Source organism: Microbulbifer regidiadema (SeqCode), assembly GCF_052466995.1.
This window is the reverse complement of record NZ_CP174297.1, coordinates 3,418,295-3,444,917: the sequence shown is the minus strand read 5'-3', so window position 1 is coordinate 3,444,917 and position 26,623 is coordinate 3,418,295. Positions and strand designations below refer to the sequence as shown.

The 26,623-nt window shown below is 53.2% G+C and carries 19 protein-coding genes; 10 read left to right on the top strand and 9 right to left on the bottom strand.

All coding sequences use genetic code 11. From position 1 onward, the window contains the following. Position 1 precedes the first annotated feature (1 nt). Complete coding sequence (glmS, locus tag ACJJIK_RS15085; RefSeq protein WP_444929099.1) at positions 2 to 1,831, top strand: glutamine--fructose-6-phosphate transaminase (isomerizing); 1,830 nt, start codon at positions 2 to 4, stop codon at positions 1,829 to 1,831. Positions 1,832 to 2,281: 450 nt separating this feature from the next. On the opposite strand, the gene ACJJIK_RS15080 is transcribed toward glmS, so the two are convergent. Further along, positions 2,282 to 3,517 (bottom strand): hypothetical protein, encoded by a 1,236-nt coding sequence (locus ACJJIK_RS15080; protein ID WP_444943217.1) that lies wholly within the window; start codon positions 3,515 to 3,517, stop codon positions 2,282 to 2,284. 1,903 nt (positions 3,518 to 5,420) lie between these two features. Here ACJJIK_RS15080 and ACJJIK_RS15075 point away from each other — a divergent pair. The 4 genes from ACJJIK_RS15075 (at position 5,421) to ACJJIK_RS15060 (ending at position 9,629) form a co-directional block, all read left to right on the top strand. Continuing rightward, the gene (locus tag ACJJIK_RS15075) at positions 5,421 to 6,437 is read left to right on the top strand and encodes a zinc-binding alcohol dehydrogenase family protein (RefSeq protein ID WP_444929097.1); all 1,017 of its coding nucleotides are present in this window, start codon (positions 5,421 to 5,423) and stop codon (positions 6,435 to 6,437) included. 294 nt (positions 6,438 to 6,731) lie between these two features. After that, positions 6,732 to 7,496, top strand: coding sequence for a class II aldolase/adducin family protein (locus ACJJIK_RS15070; RefSeq protein WP_444945071.1), 765 nt, complete (start codon positions 6,732 to 6,734; stop codon positions 7,494 to 7,496). 145 nt (positions 7,497 to 7,641) lie between these two features. Beyond that, positions 7,642 to 9,261, top strand: a complete 1,620-nt coding sequence (locus tag ACJJIK_RS15065; protein WP_444943216.1) for a Na+/H+ antiporter — start codon at positions 7,642 to 7,644, stop codon at positions 9,259 to 9,261. An 8-nt stretch (positions 9,262 to 9,269) separates the two neighbouring features. Further along, positions 9,270 to 9,629: a hypothetical protein gene (locus tag ACJJIK_RS15060; protein WP_444943215.1), complete on the top strand. Its 360-nt coding sequence runs from the start codon at positions 9,270 to 9,272 to the stop codon at positions 9,627 to 9,629. A 4-nt stretch (positions 9,630 to 9,633) separates the two neighbouring features. On the opposite strand, the gene ACJJIK_RS15055 is transcribed toward ACJJIK_RS15060, so the two are convergent. The 3 genes from ACJJIK_RS15055 to ACJJIK_RS15045 form a co-directional block, all read right to left on the bottom strand. Next, positions 9,634 to 11,490, bottom strand: a complete 1,857-nt coding sequence (locus tag ACJJIK_RS15055; RefSeq protein WP_444943214.1) for a monovalent cation:proton antiporter-2 (CPA2) family protein — start codon at positions 11,488 to 11,490, stop codon at positions 9,634 to 9,636. 13 nt (positions 11,491 to 11,503) lie between these two features. Then, entirely contained in the window at positions 11,504 to 12,805 is a 1,302-nt protein-coding gene (locus tag ACJJIK_RS15050) for a cation:proton antiporter (RefSeq protein WP_444929092.1), read from the bottom strand. 74 nt (positions 12,806 to 12,879) lie between these two features. Then, positions 12,880 to 13,059 carry a hypothetical protein gene (locus tag ACJJIK_RS15045; RefSeq protein ID WP_444943213.1) on the bottom strand — a complete coding sequence of 60 codons (180 nt, stop codon included), beginning with the start codon at positions 13,057 to 13,059 and terminating at the stop codon, positions 12,880 to 12,882. A 185-nt stretch (positions 13,060 to 13,244) separates the two neighbouring features. Here ACJJIK_RS15045 and ACJJIK_RS15040 point away from each other — a divergent pair, with 185 nt between their 5' ends. Continuing rightward, positions 13,245 to 13,640, top strand: a complete 396-nt coding sequence (locus tag ACJJIK_RS15040) for a DoxX family protein (RefSeq protein ID WP_444943212.1) — start codon at positions 13,245 to 13,247, stop codon at positions 13,638 to 13,640. Between the two features lie 164 nt (positions 13,641 to 13,804). Here the strand turns inward: ACJJIK_RS15040 and ACJJIK_RS15035 are convergent, their stop codons facing one another. After that, positions 13,805 to 15,064 carry a multidrug effflux MFS transporter gene (locus tag ACJJIK_RS15035; RefSeq protein WP_444943211.1) on the bottom strand — a complete coding sequence of 420 codons (1,260 nt, stop codon included), beginning with the start codon at positions 15,062 to 15,064 and terminating at the stop codon, positions 13,805 to 13,807. Between the two features lie 104 nt (positions 15,065 to 15,168). Beyond that, positions 15,169 to 16,023: a transcriptional regulator HexR gene (gene hexR / locus ACJJIK_RS15030; protein ID WP_444929085.1), complete on the bottom strand. Its 855-nt coding sequence runs from the start codon at positions 16,021 to 16,023 to the stop codon at positions 15,169 to 15,171. A 139-nt stretch (positions 16,024 to 16,162) separates the two neighbouring features. On the opposite strand from hexR, the gene uvrD reads away from it, so the two are divergent. The 4 genes from uvrD to ACJJIK_RS15010 all read left to right on the top strand — a co-directional run bounded on the left by uvrD (position 16,163) and on the right by ACJJIK_RS15010 (position 21,532). After that, positions 16,163 to 18,367, top strand: coding sequence for a DNA helicase II (uvrD, locus tag ACJJIK_RS15025; RefSeq protein WP_444943210.1), 2,205 nt, complete (start codon positions 16,163 to 16,165; stop codon positions 18,365 to 18,367). Positions 18,368 to 18,575: 208 nt separating this feature from the next. Continuing rightward, positions 18,576 to 19,706, top strand: a complete 1,131-nt coding sequence (locus ACJJIK_RS15020; protein WP_444943209.1) for a TRAP transporter substrate-binding protein — start codon at positions 18,576 to 18,578, stop codon at positions 19,704 to 19,706. A gap of 164 nt (positions 19,707 to 19,870) precedes the next feature. Next, entirely contained in the window at positions 19,871 to 20,575 is a 705-nt protein-coding gene (locus ACJJIK_RS15015) for a hypothetical protein (protein WP_444943208.1), read from the top strand. Between the two features lie 87 nt (positions 20,576 to 20,662). Beyond that, positions 20,663 to 21,532, top strand: coding sequence for a hypothetical protein (locus ACJJIK_RS15010; protein WP_444943207.1), 870 nt, complete (start codon positions 20,663 to 20,665; stop codon positions 21,530 to 21,532). A 38-nt stretch (positions 21,533 to 21,570) separates the two neighbouring features. Here the strand turns inward: ACJJIK_RS15010 and ACJJIK_RS15005 are convergent, their stop codons facing one another. The 3 genes from ACJJIK_RS15005 to ACJJIK_RS14995 all read right to left on the bottom strand — a co-directional run bounded on the left by ACJJIK_RS15005 (position 21,571) and on the right by ACJJIK_RS14995 (position 26,615). Then, the gene (locus ACJJIK_RS15005; RefSeq protein WP_108735392.1) at positions 21,571 to 21,960 is read right to left on the bottom strand and encodes an acyl-CoA thioesterase; all 390 of its coding nucleotides are present in this window, start codon (positions 21,958 to 21,960) and stop codon (positions 21,571 to 21,573) included. A 160-nt stretch (positions 21,961 to 22,120) separates the two neighbouring features. Then, complete coding sequence (locus ACJJIK_RS15000; RefSeq protein WP_444943206.1) at positions 22,121 to 25,702, bottom strand: ABC transporter permease/M1 family aminopeptidase; 3,582 nt, start codon at positions 25,700 to 25,702, stop codon at positions 22,121 to 22,123. A 19-nt stretch (positions 25,703 to 25,721) separates the two neighbouring features. After that, the gene (locus ACJJIK_RS14995) at positions 25,722 to 26,615 is read right to left on the bottom strand and encodes an ABC transporter ATP-binding protein (RefSeq protein ID WP_444929079.1); all 894 of its coding nucleotides are present in this window, start codon (positions 26,613 to 26,615) and stop codon (positions 25,722 to 25,724) included. Positions 26,616 to 26,623: the final 8 nt, after the last annotated feature.

The following is a 26,623-nucleotide window of genomic DNA, read 5'->3' as shown; positions in this document are numbered from 1 at the left end:
TATGTGCGGAATTGTGGGCGCGCTGGCACAGCGCAATGTGATGGGTATTCTTCTGGAGGGGCTGCGCCGTTTGGAGTATCGCGGTTATGACTCCGCCGGTGTCTGCCTGAGTGATGGCAGTGGCCAGCTACAACTGCGCAAGAGCCTGGGCAAGGTCGCGGACCTCGAAGCTAAATTAAGAGAGGAGAGTGCCGAGGGCCATATAGGGATAGCCCATACCCGCTGGGCAACCCACGGTGTGCCATCGAATGAAAACGCCCATCCCCACCTATCCGGCCATATTGCCCTGGTGCATAACGGCATTATCGAGAATCACCAGGAACTGCGCGCAGAGCTACAGGACAAGGGTTACGAGTTCCAGTCAGAGACCGATACCGAAGTGGTGGTACACCTGATTCACTCTCTGAGTATCGAGGGCCGCAACCTGATCGATTCGGTGACCGAAGCTACCCAGATACTGGAGGGCGCCTACGCCCTGGCGGTTGTCAGCCGCGATGAGCCGGATGTTCTGGCCTGCGCCCGTTCCGGCAGTCCCCTGGTACTGGGGGTGGGGATCGAAGAAAACTTTATCGCCTCAGACCCAATGGCCCTGCGCCAGGTGACCGACCGCTTTATTTTCCTTGAAGAGGGCGACGTGGCGGAAGTGCGCCGCAGCGGTATCGCAGTGCGGGACAAACTGGGCAAAGAGGTCAGCCGCCCGGTGCACAAATTGACCGGTGGCCACGAAGCCAGTAATAAAGGGCACTATCGCCACTATATGCAGAAAGAGATTTTCGAGCAGCCCCAGGTAGTTGCGGCCACCCTGGCGGGTCGTATCGACGAGCACTCGGTGTTGACCCAGGCACTCGGTGCCCGCGCTCAGGAAATTCTGCCCAAGGTGCAGCAGGTGCAGATAGTGGCCTGCGGTACCAGCTATCACGCGGGGATGGTGGCGCGCTACTGGTTGGAGGACTGGGCCGGTATTCCCTGTTCGGTAGAAGTGGCCAGCGAACTGCGCTATCGCAAGACGGTGGTGCGGCCGGGAACTCTGTTTGTGAGTATTTCCCAGTCTGGGGAAACGGCGGATACCCTCGCCGCCTTGCGCCAGGGTAAAGGCCTGGGCTACCTGGCCTCTATGGCCATCTGCAATGTACCCAACAGCTCACTGGTACGGGAGTCCGAATTATCGCTGATGACCGAGGCGGGCCCGGAAATTGGGGTGGCCTCGACCAAGGCCTTTACGACTCAACTGGTGGCTTTACAGCTGTTCTGTATCGCGCTGGCCAAGGCCAACGGCCTGCCGGCGGAGCGCGAGGCCGAGTTAGTCAGCGCTCTGCACCAGCTGCCCCAGTTGATGGAGAGCTTCACCGGCCTGGATAAAATTGTTAAATATACCGGTGAGGCCTTTGCCGAGAAAAAACACGCGCTCTTTCTCGGTCGCGGTGTCGAGTTTCCCATTGCCCTTGAAGGCGCCTTAAAGCTGAAGGAAATCTCCTATATCCATGCCGAGGCCTACCCCGCCGGGGAGTTAAAACACGGGCCCCTGGCCCTGGTCGACGGCGATATGCCGGTGGTGGTGGTGGCCCCCAATGATGAGCTGCTGGAAAAACTCAAATCCAATTTACAGGAAGTGCGCGCGCGCGGCGGCCAGCTGTTTGTTTTTGCCAGCCCCAAAGCCGGGTTTACCAGTGAAGAGGGCGTGACCGTGGTGGAAGTACCGGACTCCCCCGAGAGCCTGGCGCCGATTCTCTACACCGTGCCGCTACAGCTGCTGAGCTACCATGTGGCAGTGCTCAAGGGCACGGATGTGGACCAGCCGAGAAATCTGGCCAAATCGGTAACGGTTGAGTAATGGTGCCACCCTGTCGGGGTTAGGCTGACAATAAAGTCCCCCACTTTCACAGTTATCTGAGCTATGCCGAATAAAATAGGTGTAGCTTGGATACTTTGGATGTATAGAGGGTTTTATTTCTGCAGACATTACACCGAGGGTGTCAGTGGACTCCCTGAGTCTCCCCCTTTTTAGTAGCCCTTGAATAAGCTCGCCTCCTAAATAAAGCAAACTTAATCGCATGGCCAACTCTTTCAGCCTATCCGCTATGACGACGAATGCGTTGGAGTCCGTATACCGGTAGCTCTGCAAGTTAACCAAGGGCGGTTTCAGCCAGTGAGAATAACTTGCTGAAGCTTTTTACTGCGGTATACGGAAAGCCTCCGAGCGTTGGATGTGTCCGCTTAAATAATTGGAATCTAATCCTGTCACAGTCGGCAATTTGGGTAGCTTAAATAGAGAAGTCCCTTACTAAGATTTTTTCTCTGCCCAGTATCTATTATCGCCATTTTTCTTAGTAGGACACGCTGTACCTATTGCATTACGAAAAATGGTGTAAGTTTTTTTAGCACAGGCAAATCCTGTTATGCAGGCTGCAGTAACACCCGCCACTGAATGTAGTGATAAATGAGAAGCGTCCCTAGTATATACTGCTGTAGCAAGGTCCTGAGTCATTTCTAAAGCGCGTTTAACCTTGGCAAAACCTACTTCGCTCTCTAGGCCTGCTAGGCCTCCTATAGTAGCAGTTCCTGCTGTTATATTTGCCACTGTATTGAGTCCTTTCATTCGGGCATCGCGGTTATGAAAAACATCGAGTGGATTAATATTTATACCTGACATATGTATACCAGCTTGCTCACAGAGCTTCTTCAGTTTTTTTTCAGTGATTCCACTTCCCCCATTAGGTCCCCGTGGGTTGGAGAAAAAGACCTGCTGTCTTGCCATTGTATTCTGGTTTGCGAGTTTACCATTATCACCCTTAAATGGATGAATACCTGGCTGCTTGATTAGAAGCTCCAGCGCCTTTACAAAAGTACCCGTTCCCTCGCCGTGTACTAGCCAATTGATTGGCATACAATGACCTTGTCCATGCGCAATCCATGCCGCAAGTGATTGTGCATTTTTCGAGTCATAATATCTACCGTCTTGCCAGAATAGGGCGTAGTGACTTTCGTCAGAGAGCTGGTTTCTTAGGTATCTTTGTACTGAGCTCTCATAAGCTTTACGAATATGTTCGATTAATTCCCAGCCGGCCTCTTCTTTATTTTTAAACTTACCGCTGACCGCCACGTAATGGGCTTTATCCCATTGGTGATTGTAAGGCAGTTGTTCCTTTGGTGAGTTTGAGGTTTTAAATGAATCACTTATCTGGTCATAGTATACATAATACAGACCAGTATCTTGCTTTTCCTCTGGAGTGGGAAAGTTGCCCTCTATAAGTCTGTCTACTACGACATCTCCGCATTCCAGAATAGAATAGTGGATTTGGGCACCATTGAGTGTTAGCGTTTTGGGGTTCGAAAAACTACGGGGGCCAGGTTTTATTGCTATGTCATAGAGCGCTCGCGTTAACTTGCACATGTAGTAATTTGATTGGTGTCCTTTCTTTATTTCTTTCCACGCATCAAAGCCCGAACTGGGTACCCAAACATTGCGATTAATATTGGGGAGTTCTCCATTTTCAATAATTTTTAAATAATCTGACATTGTTAGTCCTTTACGTTTTTGGATTTTAATAGTTTTTTAGTGTAATTGTTTGTTTGATGCTTTTAAGCCTGTCAGGCTCTTGATGAATTATCCAATTTTTTCCGGTAAAAATATCGCGTTTTACCTAGCTTAGGGTGGCCAGATCAGAGTAGAGTTGGTATTGCCCAGTACTGCGGCAATAAAAAATATTGATACTCTGCGGTGCCCCCAGTCCGGGCCCTACCAAACTGTTACTGTGTACGCTGAATAGCAGCCTGAAGGTTAGCCGGAGCTATCCATAGTGATAGTTTTACTCTCGTGGCTCTGATTTGATAAGAGCGGAGGAAATAACATATGCAGATCAGTCCTTTGATCATTGTTGAGCCAGTTTTATAAGTTTTTCTGTAAATATATTTATTTTGTCTGTGCCTGACCTCTATAAGTTTGACCTTGCATAAATCTGAACTCTTTTAAAGGATTAGATTAAATTCTATAAAAAATATTAACTTGCCATTTTTAGCGAAGTTAATTTCTGTTTGGCCTGTTTATATGCGGCCGGATTCAAGGTGTATATATTTTCATGCTCCTCAGGATAATTCTTATAACAATATTTATCACAGTCTCAAAGTCTTGGAAAGATTTGCTCGGTTAATATTTTATCTTTTCATTGAGGGTGTCAGTTTGTTTGCTTCTTATTTTCGAAATTTATTTACTTTTAAAAAGCTTTAAAGAAATAAATATTGAAAAGAAAATGTGTATAAGCCCGGAGAGGAAAGGTTTGTTTGTCATATGTATGAAATATGCTTCAGTAAAACCAATCAGTTATACGATTTTACTCTCGGCTTACACTGGCTATATGCAGCTGCGTTTAACGCGCTGTAAATTAAGCAGGTATCGATAGTGGATTTCTTTTATTGATATTGCACGGTCGGATCCAGTGACTGGTGCTAGGAGAATGCCAATGCGGCACAGCAGCTGATTTATTATGATCCGCACTGGGTATTATACATAGCCAGTCCCAGTCACTTATTGCTATAGAGCCTGTAGTTGGGTAAGACGCCAAGCCGCTGGAGGACAGGGTGGGTTTTTCGGCAATACAGTCGCGTTTTTTGCTGGCTAAATATTGACCACTCTACTCCACTAGCTTCAAATAGTGATCCAGCTGAAAGGGCTGCCCTTTAGGTATATTCAGGCGCCCGCCGTCTTACTGCCGGGCTTACCCCGCCAGTTGAGTACTAGGGAGCTTCCCGAAGTTATTTGGCTGAGAGCGGATTGCTGTCCTCTTGCTTATAATGAACCTTCCCCGCCCATTGCTCGATCCCGCTTGGTACGAAACAGAGAAGTTGACCACCGGGGGTATATCGGCCCCAGCGCACTCCTACAGATTGTGGATAACTTAGTGGAGAGAAAAAGGCGGGGCCACAGGGCAAATACTGATCTCTATCGCTAGACGGTTGGAAGGGGGGCGGCAGTGGATTGGATAAGTGGGCCGCGCTCGACCCCTTGCGCCCGCGACGCCGGGCAACAAGGCTTTATGTGGATAAGGTGAATAGGGATTGCGGGATTTATCCCCAGGACCGAAAAACTGAGACTGGAGTTTTTAGCCTTGTCTGTCTGCGGCTTGAATAGTGCCAGCAGTGGGCTGATTACTAGGAAATCTTGTCTGTGTATAAGATTCTGCCTTCAGGCTGCTGGAGCAAGATCAAGGCGCTTGTCAGTGAATAATCTCCTGAGTTTTCCACAGAGGGCGACTCACCGGTGCCACCACCTCGATTTGTGGATAACTGTGTATAGAGTTATCGACAGCAATTGGAATTTAAAAAAATAATTGAAACAGCTTCTGTGAGAAGGCGGTTTTTCTTGTGGATAATCCTGCTTAGGATACCCCCAATCTCTGTTATCCCAATGAAAAAGGATCAAGCTGATGATGAAAGCGGTCGGTTATCAACAGTCCCTGCCAAGCACCGATCAAGCGGCGCTACAGGATATAACGCTACCTGTGCCCCAAGCCTCCGCTCGGGACCTGTTGGTGGAGGTGCAGGCCGTTTCCGTGAACCCTGTGGACACCAAAGTCAGAAAGCGGGCCAGCCCCGATGCGGGTCAGTGGAAGGTATTGGGCTGGGATGCGGTTGGCATCGTGAAGGCCGTGGGTTCGGAGGTGACTTACTTCGAAGTCGGTGACCGGGTCTGGTATGCGGGAGATATCTCCCGCCCCGGCAGTAATGCCCAGTATCAGTTGGTGGATGAGCGCATTGTCGGCCGGGCCCCGAAGACGATCGACAATGCCGAGGCGGCAGCCCTGCCCCTCACCGCGATTACCGCCTGGGAAATGCTGTTCGATCGCCTGCAAGTGGAGGTGGGTAAAGGCGCAAACAACAAGTCACTGCTGATTATTGGTGCCGCCGGTGGTGTGGGCTCCATTATGGTCCAGTTGGCTCGGCGCCTGACCAATCTGACCGTAATCGGCACTGCCTCGCGACCCGAGACGCAAAGTTGGCTTGAGGCGCTCGGGAGTCACTATGTGATCAATCATCAACAGTCGCTCAGTGAACAGTTGAGCCGTGCGGGCATCGATAGCGTCGACTATGTGGTTAGCCTAACCAATACCGAAGAGCACTTGGCGGAAATCATTAAAAGTATTAAACCCCAGGGGAAATTTGGCTTGATTGATGACCCCGATTCCCTCGATGTGATGGCACTGAAACACAAGAGTATATCCCTGCACTGGGAATTTATGTTTACCCGCTCCCTGTTTACTACCGAGGATATGATTGCCCAACATGTCCTGTTAAATGAGCTGGCAGAATTAATCGATCAGGGATTAATTAAAACCACAATGGGGCAGCATTTTGGCAAGATTAATGCGGATAACCTGCGTAAAGCCCATCAGCTTATCGAATCCCAGTCCGCTAAAGGAAAGGTTGTTTTGGAAGGTTATTGAAAAAGCAATTTTTATCTATCCAGCCACCGCTCAGTGTGGCTGGATAGAAGATAAATTTTCTATATTTTTATTTGACTTCTGCCCTGTACAAATAAATATAAAAAATAGACATAAAAGTCATTTTTTATATTTCTCTAAGAATCAAAAATTAAATTTTTATTACTTTTTTTCCTGTCGCACAATAAATAAAACTCGTGCTATAACCATACCCTGACATTTCTTAGGGATTAATAGGGGTGCTCGATGGTTGCGATAGCAAAAAATAGAAAAAAAACCGGTATCGATACTGCTGTTATGAATGGCGACATCCATATGTTATTGGATCAGCCCACCCAGCCGCCGGAACAGGTGCGTGAAGAGCGCAAGAAAAAACTCACAGCGGCTTTGCGTCTGTTTGGCAAATATGGCTTCGATGAGGGCGTTGCCGGCCATATTAGCGTTCGCGATCCGGAGTACGACGATTATTTTTGGGTTAACCCCATGGGAGTCTCGTTTAAACAGATAACCCTGTCGCAGCTATTGCTGGTTAACCATCAAGGTGAGGTGGTTGAGGGCAGCGGTTACCTGAATGGGGCCGCGTTCACGATTCACTCCCATATCCATAAAACCCGCCCGGATATTGTCGCCGCTGCCCACGCCCATTCGATCTATGGAAAAAGCTGGTCTAGCCTCGGACGCCTTTTAGACCCTATTACTCAGGATGCCTGTGCTTTTTACCGGGACCACGGTTTACTGGATACTTTTTCCGGGGTGGTATTGGAAATGGGAGAAGGCGAGGCCCTGGCCAGGGCGTTGGGACCGCACAAGGCCCTTATTCTTCAGAACCACGGTTTACTTACCGTCGGCAAATCTGTGGATGAGGCCGCCTGGTGGTATATCACTATGGAAAAGTGCTGCCGGGCGCAATTACTGGCGGAGGCGGCGGGACAACCTATACTGATTGATCCCGAGGTGGCGATACGCACCCGCGCAGTTGTGGGCACTGAGCTGGCAGGATTGTTTAGCTTTCAGTCTCTCTATCAGGTTATCTGTGCGGAGCAGCCGGATATGTTTGCGTAAGGGGCCTGAAAATTTACGTCCCGTAAAAAGCCGCCTCTCTACCCTGTTTCTGTACTCGCTTAAACGGCCGGATATTGACTGAACAGCAGTTACTACTGCACAGGGGTCTGTGCCGATAAGAGGTGAGTGGGAATATTAGTGACTAATGCACTACCTGGTTCTAGCGCTGGTGCTGTTATTAGCGGTGGCCATTACCCTGGTGATTGCCCGCCTGTCGCCCTTGCCTATTCCTCTGCCCCTACTGCAAATTGCTGCGGGCACCCTGCTGGGAAGTTGCTTCGGGGTAGAAATCTCCCTGGAGCCGGAAGTATTTTTCCTGCTGTTTGTCCCGCCGCTGTTATTTATTGCCGGCTGGCGAATACCCAAGGGCGCCCTATTTCGGGATATCGGTGTTATTGCCACCCTGGCTATTGGCCTGGTGCTTTTTACCGTTGTGGGTATGGGTTACTTTATCGCCTGGTTAGTGCCGATAATGCCACTGGCGGTAGCTTTTGCCGTGGCTGCGATTTTGGCGCCGACCGATCCCGTGGCGGTATCCGTAGTACACGGCGGTAGCGCTATGCCTGCGCGTTTGGAGCATATTCTTGCCGGCGAATCCCTGTTTAATGATGCCTCGGGCCTGGATATTTTCCGCTTTGCGGTGGTTGCCGCCCTCACCGGGACCTTTTCGCTCCCCCATGCACTGAGCGGTTTTTTCTGGGTTGCCGCCGGCGGTGTGGGGATTGGTGCGGGAGTGGCATTTGCCTGTGGATATACCTTGCGCTGGCTTGTCAGGATGGGGGGCGAGGATGCGACGGTACAGGTTCTGGTGAGCCTGCTGGTGCCCTTTGCCGCCTATATTGCTGCGGATAATTTGCAGGTGTCGGGTATTTTGGCCGCTGCCAGTGCCGGGATTGCCACTCACTACACCACCTTGCGCGGAATGGAAATGTCCACCACGCGAATGGATCGCCGCGCGGTGTGGAAAACGGTGCAGGCTGTATTGGACGGTATTATTTTCGTTTTATTGGGAGAGCAGCTGGTTCGAATTACCACAGCCGACGTTTCCGGTGTGCGCCATACGGGTGAGTGGACCATTATTTTTTACGTTTTGGCAATATTTATTGTCCTGCTTTTTCTGCGTTTTATTTGGGTGTGGGTCTCGCTGTATCTCGCCGACTTTGGCCGAAAAATAGAATCTTTTGCTGCACACTTTTTACTGGTTAGTATCGTGACCATTGCCGGCGTCAGGGGTGCGATCACCCTGGCGGGTGCTTTTTCCCTACCGCTGCTTTTAGCCGATGGCAATCCCCTACCCGGTCGCGATTTGGCCCTGATTATTGCCATCGGGGTTATTTTGTTATCACTGCTGCTGGCCAGTTTTGCTCTGCCTATGCTTTTGCGCCGCTTACCGCAGACGCCACATTTCGCTGCTATTGGCGATGAAAAAGTGGCGCGTATATCCGCTGCCAAGGCGGCAGTGAATCAGCTGGTCAATATGCGCGAGGAGATAGAGCGGGGTGAAAAAGATCGCGATCTCGCCTTTGAGGCGGTGGATCATCTCTTGGCGATATATCGGCGGCGAACGGCGTTAGGGGAAGATGACAGCGAGGATATTATCTGGATGCGCTCAAGGGTTGAGCGCCACTACCACCTCGCCGCCCTCTCCGCCGAACGCGAGCAGCTGTTCGAGTTGCGCATCAGCAGAAAAATCGATGATGAGCTGCACCGCAAACTGGTGCTTGAGGTCGATCTGATTGAGGCGAGTTTAATTACCCGGGAATAGCGCTTTAGATGGAATTTGTAGAACTGTATTCAGAGCGGGGGCAGTCTGCTTTTCGCTGCAGAAACCTTATCAGCTCACAGGCGCAGCCACTGGGCTATTACTCCCTGCCCTACCCGGCCAAGCAATTACTGTTCCGTGAGTTCTCCCGGGGCCAGCGTTTCGATTGGCACTGCGCCCCGCAGGCGCAGTTTATTCTCTATCTGGAGGGCGAGGTGGCAGTGACGAGTGGCTCTGGAGAACAGCGAATTTTTACTGCCGGCGATATTCTATTGGCCAGGGATTTACAGGGGCGGGGACATATCAGTGAGTGCTTGAGCGCGGGCAGGGCTGCCATCGTTGTGTTGAATGACAGCACCCCCAGCCGCTAGCGGCTCACTGTTTTTCCGTCTCCACTTTGCGCTCTTCCCAGTAGTGATCCAGATGCAGATCCTTGTCGCGGCGGTCTTGCTGTAGAGCTTGCAGCAGCTGTTCGCGATAGATCCGGGTTTGCGCAATATGCTGGGATTCATCGCGCCAGTAGGGGAACAGCGCTTCCAGCATACGCTGGTCGTGCCGCTTGAACTTCAGCGCGGCGCGGCGCGCCTGTAGTGGGCTGAGTCCCAGTAGTTCCAGTGCTTTTTCCCCAATCGTCAGGGCCGAATCCACCGTCTCGCGGAAGATATGGCGCACTCCGGCTTCCATCAAAGCATACTGGTGCATGCGGTTGCGGGCGCGGGCGAGGATGATCACATCGGGGAAGTGCTTTTGCAGCTGGGCCACGATTTCCAGGCAGGCGGCCTGGTCGCTCAGGGTGAGGATAACCAGCTTCGCATTTTGGGCGCCGGCGGCGCGCAGCAGGTCCTCTCGCGAGGCATCGCCGTAGTAGGCCTTGATGCCATAGCGGCGCACCAGGTCCAGCTGTTCGGCATTGCGTTCCAGCAGGGTGGTATTGAAGCCGCAGGCATTCAGCAGCCGCCCGGCGATCTGCCCAAAGCGCCCATAGCCAATAATAATTACCGGTGAGTCTGAGTCCACCGGTGGCGATGTGTCCAGGTCGGTGGGAATTTCCGGGCCGCTAACAAAGCGCGGTTGGATAAACTGTTCGTACACCAGCAACAGCACCGGGGTGAGGGCCATGGTCAGGGCAATTTGAGCCACCAGCAGATTGCCGATATCGGCATTCAGCACCTGCAGTTGGGTAGAGAAGGCCACCAGTACAAAGCCGAATTCACCGGCTTGCGCCAGTGACAGGGCGAACAGCCAGTCCTCCCCCTTCGACATGCGTAAACTGCGCGCCAGGGCAAAGAGTACGGCAAATTTCACCAGCACTAACGCCAGGGCCAAACCGATCAGCAATAGCGGATTGTCCCCGATCAGGGAGAAGTTCAAGCTGGCGCCCACGGCGATAAAGAAGAGCCCCAGCAACAGGCCTTTAAAGGGTTGTATATCCGCCTCCAGCTCGTGGCGGAACTCGCTTTCGGCCAGCAGTACCCCGGCGAGGAAAGTGCCCAGTGCCGGTGACAGGTCCAGCCAGGTCATCACCGCCGCTGCCGCAAATACGATCAATAGCGCACTGACGGTAAACAGCTCGCGCACCTGGCTACCCGCCATCAACCGCAACAGGGGGCCGAGCAGGTAGCGCCCGGCGATCACGAAAGCGAGCATGGTGCCGATAACCGCCGCTGCGTAATACCAGCCACTCAAGCCGCCTTCGTGGGGGCTGGCAGCGGTGCCCGCAAGCAGCGGCAGCAGTGCGAGAATGGGAATAACGGCGATATCCTGAAACAGTAAAACCGCAAATGCCGCGCGCCCGCCCTGGCTTTTGAGCAGGCCCTTTTCACTGAGGGACTGCAGCACAATCGCCGTTGAGGACAGTGCCAGAATCAGGCCGATGGCGACCGAAGAACGCCAGTCCATCTCGGCAAAGGCGAGTACCAATCCGGCGATCGCCGCAGCGGAAAACAGTAGCTGGGCGCTGCCGGTGCCGAGGATGGCGCCGCGCATTTTCCACAGTTTTTTCGGCTGTAGCTCCAGGCCGATCAAAAACAACATCAGCGCAACGCCAAATTCGGCGATGTGCATTTCTTCGCTGGCATCGCCGACCAGGCCCAGGGCACTGGGGCCTATCGCCACCCCGGCGAGCAGGTAACCGAGAACTGAGCCGAGGCCCAGGCGGGTGGCAATGGGTACCGCAATCACTGCGGCAGCCATAAAAATTACTGCCTCAATAAGGAAGCCGGAGTGTTCCATTAAATTGTTATCGCTATTTGACTATCGGTTGTTGGGGGTTGTCGCGCTCCGGTTCAGAGAAGGCGCGGCTGCGGCGAATCAAAGGCGCTATGGTAGAGCCCTGTACGACGATAGAAAAGAGCACCACGCCATAGGTCATGACCACCCACAGGTAGCGCAGGTCCTGCCCCTGAACGAAAGCGCTGCCGGGAGGAATAGATAGCGCCAGGGCCAGCGCCAGGCCCCCCTTCAGCCCGCCCCAGATTAAAATCCGGTTGGTATAGGGGTGGTATTTGCGGCGCCTCTTTAAATACAGGAAGGGAATGCCGACGGCGAAAACCCGGGCGGTGAGGACAATCACAATACCCACTGCCATCAGCAGATAGTCGGAGGGGCCCAGGTCGATAGTGATCAGGAACAGTCCCACCAACAGGAACAGCAAACCGTTGAGGAAGTCCTCGGTGATGTTCCAGAAATTATCCAGCTCGTGTTGGCTCACGCGGGAAAAGCCGCGCTCGCGGGTAAAGTTGCCGATAATAATACCGCTCACCACCATCGCCAGGGCACCGGAAACGCCGAGTACATTGGCCAGAGAAAAACCGGCGGTGGGGATCACCATGGTCAACATTAATTCCAGGCTGTGATCGTTGGTGCAGCAAATGGCCCAGTGGAAAACGCCACCAATAATCAGCCCCAGCAGAATGCCTCCCAGGGCTTCTACCGCGAACAGCTCTGCCACTGCCGGCACTGTGGGCTGGCCGCCCTCGAACGCGAGTGCGTAGATCACTGCGAAGACCACAATACCGAAGCCATCGTTAAACAGGGACTCTCCCTCCACCTGGATAGAAACCTGTTCTGGCGCCTTCAGGTTTTTCATAATGGCCAGTACGGCGATGGGGTCGGTGGGCGAGATCAGCGCGCCAAATAACAGGCAGTAAACAAAAGCGACCGGCATATTGATCAGCAGCAGGAACCAGTACAGCAGGGCTCCGACCACAAAGGTGGAGATAAGGGTGCCGACGATAGCGAGCAGGCCGATCTCCAGCTTCTGATTGCGCAATTCCAATAGGTCGATATGCAAGCTGCCGGCAAAGAGCAGGAAGCCGAGCATTCCCTTGAGCAGGATATCTTCGAGATTGAGCAGCGGCAGCAGCTGATCTGCCCAGATGCGCAGCTCCACCACCCCCAATTTCCCCAGAGCGGTGACCAGTAGCGACAGGGCCAGGGCGCCGGCGGTAATGGCAATTGTGGTTTGAGCGCGCAGGACGTATTGATTCAGGAAGCCCAGAAAAACGGATACGGCGGCAAGAAAACAAAAGGTGTAATAAACTTCCATGCCGTGTGTGGACTCCAGCGCTAAAGTATTTTCGAATGGTGTTATGCCGTACTGGGGAGCGCCCCGGCGGCAATTTATATGATGGTAAGTGTGCCGTTATTGTAGTCGTACAGAGGCTGCTCGATTTCCCTTGAGTGGATATGGGGCAACAGGATTACACCGGGGCGGGTCGCGCGGGCACAAGCGGCCAACTCCCTTGTATATGGGCGCGCAATTGTAGCGGCTCTCGGGCGCCGCACAACCGCCTTTTTCATTTTTGCGCCCGAGGGGATCAGCTCTGCCCCCCCCCCGATAAAAAGCGCACGATTGCTTTAGCTTTTTTAATAGTATTTCGTTACTTTTCTCGAGTCGGGCTAGCCCCTGCCTAGCACAGAGGTTAGCGCGACAGCGTCTACACTGGTTGTTAGTCCATACCTGCGCATAGATCGAGGAAGTGGTAGTGAGACATTCGACGTTATGCGACGCCGCAAAGTTGGTTGGTCGGGTGCTGATGTCGCTGCTATTTATTTCTGCCGGCTGGAATAAAATTGGCGGCTACGAAATGACAGAGGCCTTTATGGTATCTCTGGGGATACCCGCTCTGCTTCTGCCACTGGTGATTGTTATAGAACTGGTGGGCGGCATTGGAGTGCTACTGGGGATATTTACCCGAATCTCCGCCTTTCTCCTGTTTCTATTCTGTCTGGCTGCGGCTTTTTTGGTACACCTGTCCCCAGGGGATGCAGCAGAAATGACCAGCTTTATGAAAAATATCACTATCGCCGGCGGCTTCCTGATTCTCACCTGCGCCGGTGCCGGCCGCTTTAGTTTGGATCACTACATGCGCGGCAAATAGGTTGGTGCAAAACAGCGGGAGCGAGGCGTAGAGCCTTTCTCGATATTCTCATTTGCAGATTGAAATATGCGCAGTTTGCCAGATCGCCCTGCTCTCCGGTTTCCAGCAGTGAATAAAATATAAGAGGGGCCCGCAGAACAGCGGGCCGGGATAAAGACAGGCGTTTAACGGGGAGTAAAGCGCCGGGTCGCTGGGATCTCGGACTCGATCGGTTGGCGAACTTTCGCGACAAACAGTGCAGACAGCAGCGCTACAACAGCACAGCCCGCCATAGATCCGGCAATGGGGGTCAGGGTTCCCGTGTGCAGACTGCTCGCCAGTCCACCCAATATCCCGCCGGTAATAAACAGCGCCGCGCCGTACAGCGCGTTGGCACTGCCGCTAATTTTGGGGAAGAACTCCAAGTAACAGGCGGCGGCATTGGGGCCGGTAATTCCGATACAACTGATTACCAATACCAGGGGGATCATCCACAGGGTCAGTTCTTTAACCCCAGTCATGGTAACCAGCAGCAGAAGGCCGCAGCCCAGCAGTTGCAACACAATACCCGCCAGCAGAATATTGCGCGGCTGAAAAACGTTCAGCAGGCGGATATTCACCTGAACCATGCAAATTAGCCCCAGTACGCAGATACCGAAGAACAGCGGAAACTGACTGGCACTCACTGCGAAATAATCCATAAACACAAAGGGGGCGGTGGTGATGTAGATAAACATCGAGCCGCTGACACAGGACTGGGTAAGCAGAAATCCAATCGCGCGGGGGTTGCGCAAAACCTGACTGTAGCTGGCCACAAGAGAGGTCAGCGGCATCAATTGGCGGCGCGCGCGGGTAAAGCGGGGGACGGTCTCCGGTAGCAGCAGCCGCACCAGTACGAGCATGGCCAGAGCGTATAGCAGCAAGAATACAAAAATGCTCTGCCAACCGCCGGCGGCCAACAGTGCAGAGCCGATCACCGGGGCGATCAGCGGTGCAATCAGCATAATGGTACTGATCAGGGAGATAATTTTTGCCGCCTCGCGGCCGCTGTGTAGATCGCGCACTATGGCGGCGCAGATTACTGTGGCAAAGCCGCCGCCAACCGCCTGACAAAGGCGCAGGATAATCAGCTGGTCTACATGATCGGCAAACAGGACCAGCAGGGAGCTGGCGATATAAATACCGAGACCGATAGCGCCCACAAGACGCCGCCCCCAGCGGTCCGATAAGGGCCCGCCAAATAGCTGCCCGAGGGCAAAGCCCAACAGGAAGCTGGATACCGAGTACTGCACCCGCTCCACTTCTGTGTCCAGGGCCGCTGCCATCGCTGGAATTGCCGGCAGGTAGCTGTCGATGGAAAAAGGGGTCAGGGAAACGAGGGCGGCCAGCCACACCACCAGCCAGCGCGGTGCTTTCTCGTCCGGAGTCGAAGGGATGGGTTTCATTTTGTTGCTCTGGTACAGCCTGGAGGGATCTTCCCTGGCGGGAAATGGCTATGGTAGAGACGGGCGGGCACATTATCCAGTGCCCGCTGTGGATAAGGGGGAGTTTAGTGCTTGTCTTCGCGCAGTGTGTACAGTCCCTGTTTCAGCTTCAACAGGTGCTCCTGCAACTGGGGGCCTTTGCGCTGGGCTACACCGATGGCGAGAACATCGATCACCACCAGGTGGGCAATGCGCGAGGATAGCGGTGTGTAGATCTCAATATCCTCCTCCACATCCACTTCCAGGGGAATGCTGGCCTGCTGGGCCACCGGCGAGCCGCTGGGGGCCAGGCCAACCACCAGAGCGCCCTGTGCCTTTGCCATGCTCATAGAGCGCAGCAGCGCCTTGGTGCGACCACTCTGGGAGATCGCCACGACCACATCGCCGGCTTGCATGGACATGGCCGACATATTCTGGATGTGGTGGTCGGAGTGGGCGGCGGTGGCCAATTGCAGGCGGAAGAATTTGTGCTGGGCATCGGCGGCAACGGCACCGGAGGCGCCAAAACCGAAGAACTCCACTCGCTTGGAAGCGGCCATCGCCGTGACGGCGGCCTCCAGGGCGCGGTCGTCGATCTTATCGCGGACTTTCAGCAGGGTATCTACGGTGGAGTCAAAGACCTTGCGCTTGTACTCGGCAATGGTGTCTGTTTCGGTGACCGCAATCTGCCCGAAGCTGGGGCTGGAAGCCAGCTGCTGCGCCAGGTTCAGCTTGAACTCCTGGAATCCGGAGCAGCCCACGGCGCGGCAAAAACGCACCACGGTAGGTTCGCTCACCTGGGCCTCGGTGGCCAGGTCGACGATGCGCATATGAATAATTTCATCGGGGTTGGCGAGAATATACTCCGCCACCTTGCGCTCTGATTTGCGCATGGATGACAGTTGTTCACTGATTCGTTGCGTTACTTCCGCCGGTTTCACAGGACTTCCTTCTCTATGCCAGTTGGCGCAGTTTAGCCGCTGTGCCCGCCGCTGGCGAGCGACATTACATTGTCAGACGGGGCAAAATCCTGTTTATTTACACAGGTCTCCCACGGTAGCTCTGGTACAATCTTCGCCCATGGACGTATCTCAGATTTTAGACCCCCTCAACGACGCCCAGCGCGAAGCGGTAGCTGCTGCGCCCGGCAATCAATTGATTCTGGCCGGTGCCGGCTCGGGCAAGACCCGGGTGCTGGTGCACCGCATCGCCTGGCTGATGCAGGTGGAGGGCGCCTCGCCCTACTCCATTATGGCGGTGACCTTTACCAACAAGGCGGCCCGCGAGATGCGCGCCCGTATCGAAGAGCTGCTGGGGGTGAATACCTTTGGCATGTGGGTGGGTACCTTCCACGGCCTGGCCCACCGCCTGCTCAAGGCCCACTGGCAAGAGGCCAAGTTGCCGCAGAACTTCCAGATTCTGGATGCCGATGACCAGCTGCGCCTGATCAAGCGGGTACAGGCTGATCTGGGGCTGGACGATAAAAAGTGGCCGCCGCGTGAAACCCAGTGGTGGATCGGCGCGCAGAAAGATGAGGGCCTGCGCCCGCAGTATATCAATGCCGGCGCCGACCCCTGGTTGCAGACCATGGTGCGAATCTACTTCGCCTATGAAGAGGCCTGTCAGCGCGGTGGCTTGGTGGATTTCGGCGAGTTGCTGTTGCGCGCCCACGAACTGTGGCTGAATAACGACGCTATTCTGGCCCACTACCGCCGGCGCTTCCCCCATATCCTGGTGGATGAGTTCCAGGATACCAACACGATCCAATACGCCTGGTTGCGCCTGCTCGCCGGTGAGCAGTGCCATATCACCGCCGTGGGTGATGATGACCAGTCCATTTACGGTTGGCGCGGCGCCAAGATTGAGAATATCCAGCACTTTTCCACTGACTTACGGGAAGTGCAGACGGTGCGCTTGGAGCAGAACTATAGGTCCACTTCCACTATTCTGAACGCCGCCAATGCGGTTATTGCCAATAACAGTGATCGCTTAGGCAAGGAGTTGTGGACCAAGGGGGAAGAGGGCGAGCCCATTGCCGTCTACGCCGCCTACAACGAGCAGGATGAGTCGCGCTTTATCGTCGAGCGTATCAATGACTGGGTGCGCGCCGGCAACCGCCGCGACAGCATCGCCATTCTCTACCGCTCCAACGCCCAGTCCCGGGTGCTTGAAGAGGGGCTTTTGCGCGAGCAGGTACCCTATCGTATCTACGGCGGTCAACGCTTCTACGATCGCCTGGAAATCAAGAATGCCTTGTCCTATCTGCGCCTGATCAGCAACCGCGACGATGACACCGCGTTTGAGCGGGTGGTGAATACCCCCACACGCGGTATCGGCGCGCGCACCGTGGAGATGGTGCGCTCCTATGCCCGGGAGCAGGGCTGCTCCCTGTGGCAGGCGGCCAAGTTGATGTTGCAGCAGCGGGTATTGGCCGCTCGCGCCGGCAATGCCCTGCAGGCCTTCCTGGACCTGATTAACCAGCTGTCAGCGAATGCGGAAGACAAGGAGTTGGATGCGGTTGCCGAGGATGTAATTGAAACCAGTGGCCTGCTGGAATTCCACGGCAAGGAAAAAGGTGAGAAGGGGCAGACGCGGGTGGAGAACTTGCGGGAGCTGGTCACTGCCTGTGGCGCTTTTACCGGTGCGAGCCTGCCCGAAGGCGAAGAGGACGAAGAGGAGATTCCGCTGCTCAACCAGTTCCTCGACAGTGCCGCCCTCGATGCTGGCGACGGTCAGGCGGATGAGTTTGAGGATGCGGTGCAGCTGATGACCCTGCACTCCGCCAAGGGCCTGGAGTTTCCCCTGGTATTTATGGCGGGGGTGGAGGAAAACCTGTTCCCGCACAAGATGTCCGCGCAAGAGCCCGGCCGCATGCAGGAGGAGAGGCGCCTCTGCTACGTGGGTATCACCCGCGCCATGCGCAAGCTGTACATTACCTACGCGGAAAACCGGCGCCTGTTTGGCAGTGAAACCTATAACAGTCCCTCCCGCTTTATCGGCGAAATTCCCCCCAACTTGGTGCATGAAGTGCGCCTGAAGACCGAAATTTCCCGCCCCCTCTATCAGGCGGATTACGGCAAGGTGGGGCAGTTTTCCGACCCGGCGCCAGACTTCGATGATTTGCCCGCGCTGGCTCTGGGTGGGCGAGTGGAGCACGCCAGATTTGGTGAGGGAACGGTTATAGAGTTCGAGGGCACCGGCCCTCGAATGCGGGTACTGGTTAATTTTGACGATGTCGGTGACAAGCGACTGGTACTGTCAATGGCCAACTTGCAGCCGCTTTGAGGCGCAGGCCCTGAGCGAGCTGAAGTGCCACCGGCGTACGCCGGTGGCGAAAAAAAAGCAGCGGTGAGTTATTCCGGCACAGGCGGAATTCAGCCGCAACCTCCAGGTCTGATCAAAAGGGGGCTACACCCTTGAAGACCTAAATCGGCGGCTAAAGTGCTTGCCGATAATTTGTACAACAAAAAACAATAACGATAAATTATTCGCCATGAAAAAACTCAATTGGTACCCGGCCATTATCCTCGGGCTCCTGGCCCTGCTCGCCATCACCTTTGCCGCGCTGGTGACCTCCCGCGCGGCAATGGGGCCCGCGCAGCACTTTTCCGCAGAGGGCGATAAAGAGCTGTTCGAGTGGAAATTAGTCACCACCTGGCCCAAGAACTTCCCGGGTCTCGGCAGTGCGCCGGAGCGTTTTGCCAGTAACGTCGAGGTTATGTCGGCGGGGCGTCTCAAGATCAAGGTGTACGGTGCCGGTGAACTGGTCCCCGCTCTGGGCGTATTTGGCGCTGTATCGGAAGGCGCCGCGCAGATGGGGCACGGCGCCGCCTATTACTGGAAAGGCAAGGTGCCGGCGGCCCAGTTCTTTACCGCAGTGCCTTTCGGTCTGAATGCCCAGGAAATGAATGGCTGGCTGCATCACGGCGGTGGCCTCGAACTCTGGGAGGAAATCTACGCGCCCTTTAATCTGCTTCCATTGGCAGGAGGCTCCACCGGTGTGCAGATGGCGGGTTGGTTTAACAAGCCCATTGAGTCGGTGAAGGATTTACAGGGGCTCAAGATGCGTATTCCCGGCCTGGGCGGTGAGGTTTTGAACCGCGCCGGCGGCACGGCGGTGACCATCCCCGGTGGAGAGCTCTATACCGCGTTGCAGACTGGAGTGATCGATGCCACTGAGTGGGTGGGGCCCTACAACGATCTCGCTTTTGGTTTCCACCAGGTCGCCGAGTACTACTACTATCCCGGCTGGCATGAGCCCGGCTCTATCCTGGAATTTATCGTCAACAAAAAGGCGTTCGAAAAACTGCCCGCCGATTTGCAGGAAATTGTGCGAGTCGCCGCTCGTGAAGCCAACCAGGATATGCTGGATGAATACACGGCGCGCAATAATCGGGCCCTTAAGGAACTGGTGGAGGAGCACGGGGTAAAAGTGCAGCGTTTGCCGGAGGATGTCCTGTTGCACCTAAAGAGGATCAATAGCGAAATCATGCGCGAGACCGCCGAGCAGGATGCGGAGTTTGCCCGTGTCTATAAAGCTTTTAAGGCGTTTGAACGGGATGTGAAGCCCTATCACGAGATCAGTGAAGAGGCTTATTATCAGGCTCGCGAATTAAGTGAATAGTATATTATAAAGTTAAGCTTTTCTTTTTGCTTAAGCTGGAACTATCGTCCTACATGCGGAGACTATTGAGTCTAAACATACTTTTTGTGGATTTTTATTTTTTATTATTTGAACAATAATACTGTGGTTTATTTTCGAATAATCTAAAATAATTGGGGAATCATATGTTTAGGCTTTTTAGTTTTGTTTTTTTAGGGGTGGTTTTTCTTTCAGGTTGTGCGGGTACACCACAATTACCCGTTGAACCTGATCAAACTTTTTGGCAACAGCCAGGAAAACGTGTGGGCTTGGTAGTTTCAAAGGCACCAACACCTGATGTGCATCTTCCTGGAGCGGCTTGCCTACTATGTCTTGCTGCTGCTGAAGTGGCTAATTCCTCTCTTAGCTCTCATACTGAAACACTGTCTGTAGATGATGTAACAGTTATTGCTACTGATATGGATGAATTGCTGCAATCTAAGAATATAGAAGTAGTAAAAGTTTTGCAGGAACTTAACTTGCGAAAATTACCTAAATATAAGTCGGAAGTCCCTAATTCTACCAAACGGGATTTTTCTTCATTTGCAGAGCAGTACAATATTAGCCACCTTTTGGTTGTGGATTTAAAAGCGGTAGGTATGCTTAGGAGCTACTCAGGCTATATACCTACTAGTGAACCAAAAGGATATTTCGAGGCTGTAGGTTATTTAGTTGACCTGTCAAATAACACTTACGAGTGGTATCGTCCTGTACAGGTTCTTAAAGCCGCTATTGATGCGTGGGATGAATCGCCAAGTTTCCCAGCTTTGACTAATGCATATTATCAAGCGATTGCAGAGGGTAAAGAGGTAATTATTTCTTCCCTCGATACGCAAAAAGTCGTCCAGTAGTATTTATTTCTCAGTATGACATGTTGGGGAATTGGTAGTTTTCGACTTTCCCAACAGCATATTAAAGCCATTAGTTTGAGAATAAAAATGAGATATTATGTATTAATTATATTTCTTATATTTCTTGCTGGGTGTTCGGGTAATAAAACTTCCCAGTATGTGGAATACATAGATCAGTCTACCAGTATTCCTAAAAATATTTCGTTGGCTATTAAGGTTGAAAGTTTCGACACGCCACCATTTTATGGTCAGGTTGACTATGACAACCTTGATGTAAATCATGGGCAAATGACCTATATCGGAGCCACGCCTGCGACTTTTGCGGGGTCTATTCTTGCCCACGCTCTGATAGTAGGTGCTGCTGGCGATAGTAAAAAGAAAGCAGAGCAAGAAAAGGCTAATCGAGTCTTAGATCCTTATAAAGAGACTATTGCTACATTTAATGCGTCTGAGCTAATAGAAAATTCTGTAACTCGCTTGCCGAGAGATGCTATCTCTTTTACCGCTTGGAGCACAGAGGGGCTATACCCATGGGTTATTCACTCATATCCAGTATTTTTCTTGTCGCAAGATAAAAGTACACTGATCCTAAAAAATGCAATAACAATTTATAAAGAGGATAATCAGGAGAAACCAGCGTATCAAAACTTGGTTGAGGTAGTCTCTTCGCCCTTATACGGAGGTGAGGGATATATATCAGTAGAGTCAATCAATGATAGAGGAACCGAACTCTTTATTGATTCACTTGCGATCATGAAAGCAGAGCTTTCAGAAAAACATCCAACAGAAAATAAAGAAATGACACTTAGTTTCTATTCTGGTGGAAAGAAAGTCTATGAGCGTGGGACTGTTATTTCACAGAGCTGCGATAGAATGACTTTTAGGACACTGCGCGGCAGAGTTAAGTCGGTGCCAACTATTGAGCGAGGCGTGTCTCGCCCTTGCCTTGACAGTTAGTCTGCGCAGATATGGGGGAGGGCCTCCCCCATATTGCCTTATGGCAGCGGCCTGGTGCGCCCGGCATCGTCGATAGCGACAAAGACAAACTCGCCCTCGGTGACCTTGACCTGCTCACCGGAATCCACCCGCGTCAGCCACACCTCGACCATGGTACGAATTGAGGAGCGCCCTTCTTCAATGGCTTCCGCATAGCAGCTGACTGTCGAGCCAACCGGAACCGGGCGCAGGAAGACCATGCTGCCCACTGCGACTGTGGTAACACGGCCGCGCGCCATGGTTTGCGCGAGAATAGCGCCGGCGAGGTCCATCTGCGACATCAGCCAACCGGCAAAAACATCCCCCTGCGGATTGGTATCGCGGGGCATAGCCAGGGTTTGCAGGGTTAGCGTGCCTGTGGGTTGTGGATCTTCATCGAGAGCTGACAGTGCGGACATCGGGTACTCACAGATTGTTAGAGTTATTGGTTTCCACTACTGGAATGGTGGCGCATTCTAGCACAATTTGGCCAGTAATTAACCAGAATAAATTCCGCCCTGCGGTCTCCTCCGCTGCGGGCAAGCTGCGGAGGAGGCGCCTGTCGTGGTCCTATAGAGTCTCTATACGCTGCAAGTTATCGTCCGGGTTTTTATCGATCATCTTGATATAGGGGTCAAAGCCGGCGATGCTCGGTTTGCCCTTTACCTCAAATTCCAGCACGGTGGTCGCTTCATTGATCTCCTGTTTGGCGAAGTAGAGCACATTGTCTGCACTGGTATTTTTGTCGGGATCTTCTGCGAAAATAGCGACATCTACCCAGTTATTGATGGGAATTTCTTTTTCCTGGCCATCCCCATCGGCTTCGAACTTGTGTGCCTCCAATTCCAGCAAGACGCGATAATTGCCATTTTCCAACAGCTCGGAAGTGGCATTTGCGACCTTGAGGTCAAAGAGGACCACTCGCTCCAGCATATCGGTGATCAGCTCTTGCTGAGAGGCTTCGGCCCGGGCCCGGAGTCTCGCTACTAAGTCCATGCTGGTAGGATAGGGATCGCTGGAGAAGCCCTTTTCTTTTAGTAGGGAAGCCAGGACCTCATTGACGGTGTCTTCACCCATCGCATCCTTAAGGGCGTACATCGCCAGGGAACCCTTGCGGTAGTGGATATAGGATTGGTTCTCGTTGTGGGTTAAGGGCAGCTCTTCGAGCAACTCGGTACCCCGCGCACTCAGGTAGCTATCCAGCTCATACTTGAGGAAGCGGCGCATCTTTTCTGGGCCGTATTCCCGCTCCATCACCATCAGTGCAGAGTACTGCGCCAGGGTTTCTGATAATAGGGTTGCACCCTGCACATTGGCGCCAATCAATTGATGTGCCCACCACTGGTGTGCCACCTCGTGAGCGGTCACATAGAAGACGTAATCAATCTCATCCGGGTCCCGCAGGTCGGCGACAAAGCCGATAGATTCAGAGAAGGGCACGGTGTTGGGGAATGCCTGGGCAAAGGTTTCATAGCCCGGGAACTCGACGATACGCAGCTGGCGATACTGGTAGGGGCTGAATGCCTCGCTGAAGTATTCCAGGGACTTTTTCACCCCTTCGACCATGCGATCCACGTTGTAGTCGTGGGGCTTGTGGTGGTAGACCTCGATCGCGACATCCTGCCAGCGGTCTTTGACCACGGTGTAGTCTGCGGAAAGGTAGGAGAAAAAGTTGTGAATGGGCGCGTCCATCTTGTAATGGAAATAGTGGCGCTGTCCCTCCTGCCAGTCTTTTTGCAGGTAGCCGGGCGCCAGAGCTATTTGCCCCAGGGAAGTACTGACGGTGGTTTCAAAATTGATCCAGTCGGAGTCGCTGCGCAGATAGGACTCCCGGTAGTGGCCTTTGTCCTCCAGTTTGGGCATACGCTGCGGCGGCGGTAGGTCGTGCTTCCTGCGCAGGTGGCGGTCGGTCAGCTCAGCATTGCCGTTGTAACCGATAAACGGCAGCGCTTCATCGTTATTAAAGAAGGTACCGTTTTGCACCAAGGTGGTGGAGGAGCCGGAGTTCATAAAGCCGCGATTGATTCTGCTTAAATCAAACTCCAAGGTGAGAGACTCACCGGGTTGCAGAGGCCGATCCAAGTCAAAGAAATAGTGGCCGAACTGCTCGTCCTTGTCGCGCAATGTGGCCTGATCCAGGGATAACTGGTTCACCCTAAGGCCGCGATCTAGCCCGATAACCACCTCTTCGATCGATTCGTTGCGTTTATTAACCAGGAAGTAACGGCCGCGCACTTCATAGCGGCGCTCATCGGGGAAGATATCTACATCGACTTTGACATCGGTGATATGTGGTGCGGGTTTGTCCTCCAGAGCTTTGTATTTCTTCTCGTAGTCTGCGGCCAGCTGCTCCCGATCTTTGCTGGTTTCGTAGTGATTGAGAATATTGGTATTGTAGAAAATAAAGGCGCCACTGCTGATAAACAGCACTAGGGCGGTGGCGGCAGTTAAGCGGCTGGATAGCCCCAGTTGGCAGCGCAGGGCCTTGATCCGGCTCACCAGTGGAGCCAGAGTACCGCGCTGCCAGAGTCCGTAGCTCAAGATTGCCAGTATCAGGCTGAAGTTGATCCAGTAAAATGCAAACCAAGCCCGCCCCTGCTCAAAGTGACCATAGCCATTCATGTCTGAATAAGGTGCCGCGTTCCAACTGGCGAACTGATAGAGGTTGTGCTCGAATCCGAGACCGTCGAGAACACTGGAGCTAATCAGGTAGCCCACCATCAGTAACATACCGAGGAATTTGTTGCGGGTTATTACCTGGGCAAAGATTGATAGGATTGCCATCAGGTAGAAAGGCATCGCGAACTGGTACCAGACACCGTAAAAGTACAGGCCCGGCTCAAGCGTTGTGTACCCCTTGCTCAGCTGTACAGCGACAGTGGTGAGCATGCAGGCAATCAGGATGCCAGCCAGAACCACCAACATCGCAATAAACTTGCTCGCGACAAAAATCCAACTGGGTGTGGGCACGGCATCCATAATTTCATGGCAGCCGGCCTGGCGCTCCCGCCATACCAATTCAGCTCCGTAGTAGATCAGGATAATCAGCATAATCAGGCTGAAGGCGCCCTGGATCAGACTGACCATAGAGCGGGTTACCGGGTATACCGCAGTGCCAAATATCGCTTCCAAATTTAGGGATGCGCTCAATACATTGAGAATACCCAGTGCCAGGATTACCCAAAAGGCCAGGCTTTTTACCACCGCTGTGACTTCAAAGCCGCAGCGAGCGCGAAATTGCTGCCAAACCGCAGCCGCGCCAAACCTGGGAGTGACTCGCGGTAGGGGCTTGTTATAGCGAGGTGCCTCATCCTCTTCTGCTTCCGCAGTGCGTCGGCGCGACCAGAGCGGTTTGCGCTCGGTAAAGGAAAAACATTTATAGCCCAAGCCTATAAATAATAAGCTGGCCCCCAGCCATATTAAGCGGTTGATAAGATAGTTTCCCTCCAGCGCGATCATGGACGTATTGCGATCGAAAGCGGTCCAGTAGCGAGTTGTTTCCTGGAAGGCCGCGAGACCAAAGGGATCGGCCAGTGCTGCGGCACTGCGATAGGCGGGCTCATCCATCATTCCCTGACTGGTGAAATAGAGCACCAGGAAGGCGATCAAGCCCACGTAAGTGGCCATCATGCTGCGAGTTATGGATGCCAGGCTAAAAAACATGGCGCTGCAAAACAGCATGCTGGGAAGGACAAGTATGAATAAGGTGTGCAGATAGTGGGAGATTTGTGTGGGCCCCAGGCGCTCTGGGTCCAGCCAGGGCATCCAGGAGCCGAGCAGCATACCCAGTGCCGCAGTTGAGAAAGCCAGGAAGGCCACGATAAATGATCCAGTGAAGCGGCCCAATAAATAGTCGCGCTTACTGATCGGGGTACTGAAGACAATACCTTCCATTTTCATATCGCGATCGCGCAGCACCGGGTTGGCTGCGAAGGCGGCAGTAATAAAAATGCTGAAAACGCACATTATTAATAGGGTCAGCATAATCGCGTAGGGGGAGTTGATCAGGGTGTTACCCCCACCGCCGCCGATCTGTATGTTGTCGACGGTCATAGCACCAAAAGTCAGTAGAAAAAATACCAGGCTGGTCACATAAAACAGCGGCTGGCGCAGCTGGTACTGGAGTTCAAACTTGGCAACCGATAAAAACATGTTGATATCCTCCCCCGTCTCAGGCGGCGCTAGCCATACGAGAGGCTTGATTGCTGAACAGGGTGGAGAAGTAGACATCTTCGAGGTCGGGTTGCAGAGCCTCAAAGCCCTCGGCCGGTTGGCTATCTGCCAGTGCGTGTACAACATGGCGCCCAGCTAATAGGCGAGTGGAAATCACATCCAAACTATTGCGGTATTCTTCCAGTGCAGATTTGTCGACGGTACGCCGCCATACACGCCCTGCCAGTTTGGAGGTCAGCTCTTCAGGTTTGCCCTGGGCCACAATTTGGCCTGCGGCGAGGATAGCCATATTGGGGCATAAATCGGCAACATCCTCGACGATATGAGTGGAGAGAATGACCACTACGTTCTCGCCAATTTCACTGAGCAGGTTGTGAAAGCGGTTGCGCTCCTGTGGATCGAGACCGGCGGTGGGTTCGTCGACAATAATCAGGCGTGGATCGCCGATCAGGGCTTGGGCGATACCAAAGCGCTGGCGCATACCGCCGGAGTAACCGCTGAGGCTTTTCTTGCGATCCTTAAATAAATTGGTTTGGTGCAGTAATTCCGCCACCATCTCGCGGCGCTCTTTGCGATTGCCAATGCCTTTTAGTACCGCCATATGATCGAGCATATCCTCGGCATTGATTCTCGGGTAAACCCCAAAATCCTGTGGCAGATACCCCAGGGTACTGCGGATTTTCTGTGGATTGCTGGCCACATCGATGCCATCGAAAGTAATGGTGCCGCTGTCGGCAAATTGCAGCGTGGCGATAGTGCGCATGAGTGAGGACTTACCGGCGCCATTGGGGCCGAGCAACCCAAACATCCCCTTGGGAATCTCCAAGTTGACGTTATTGAGCGCGTGTACACCGTTATCGTAGGTCTTGGAAAGGTTGGCAATCTTTAGCATTTCTTAAT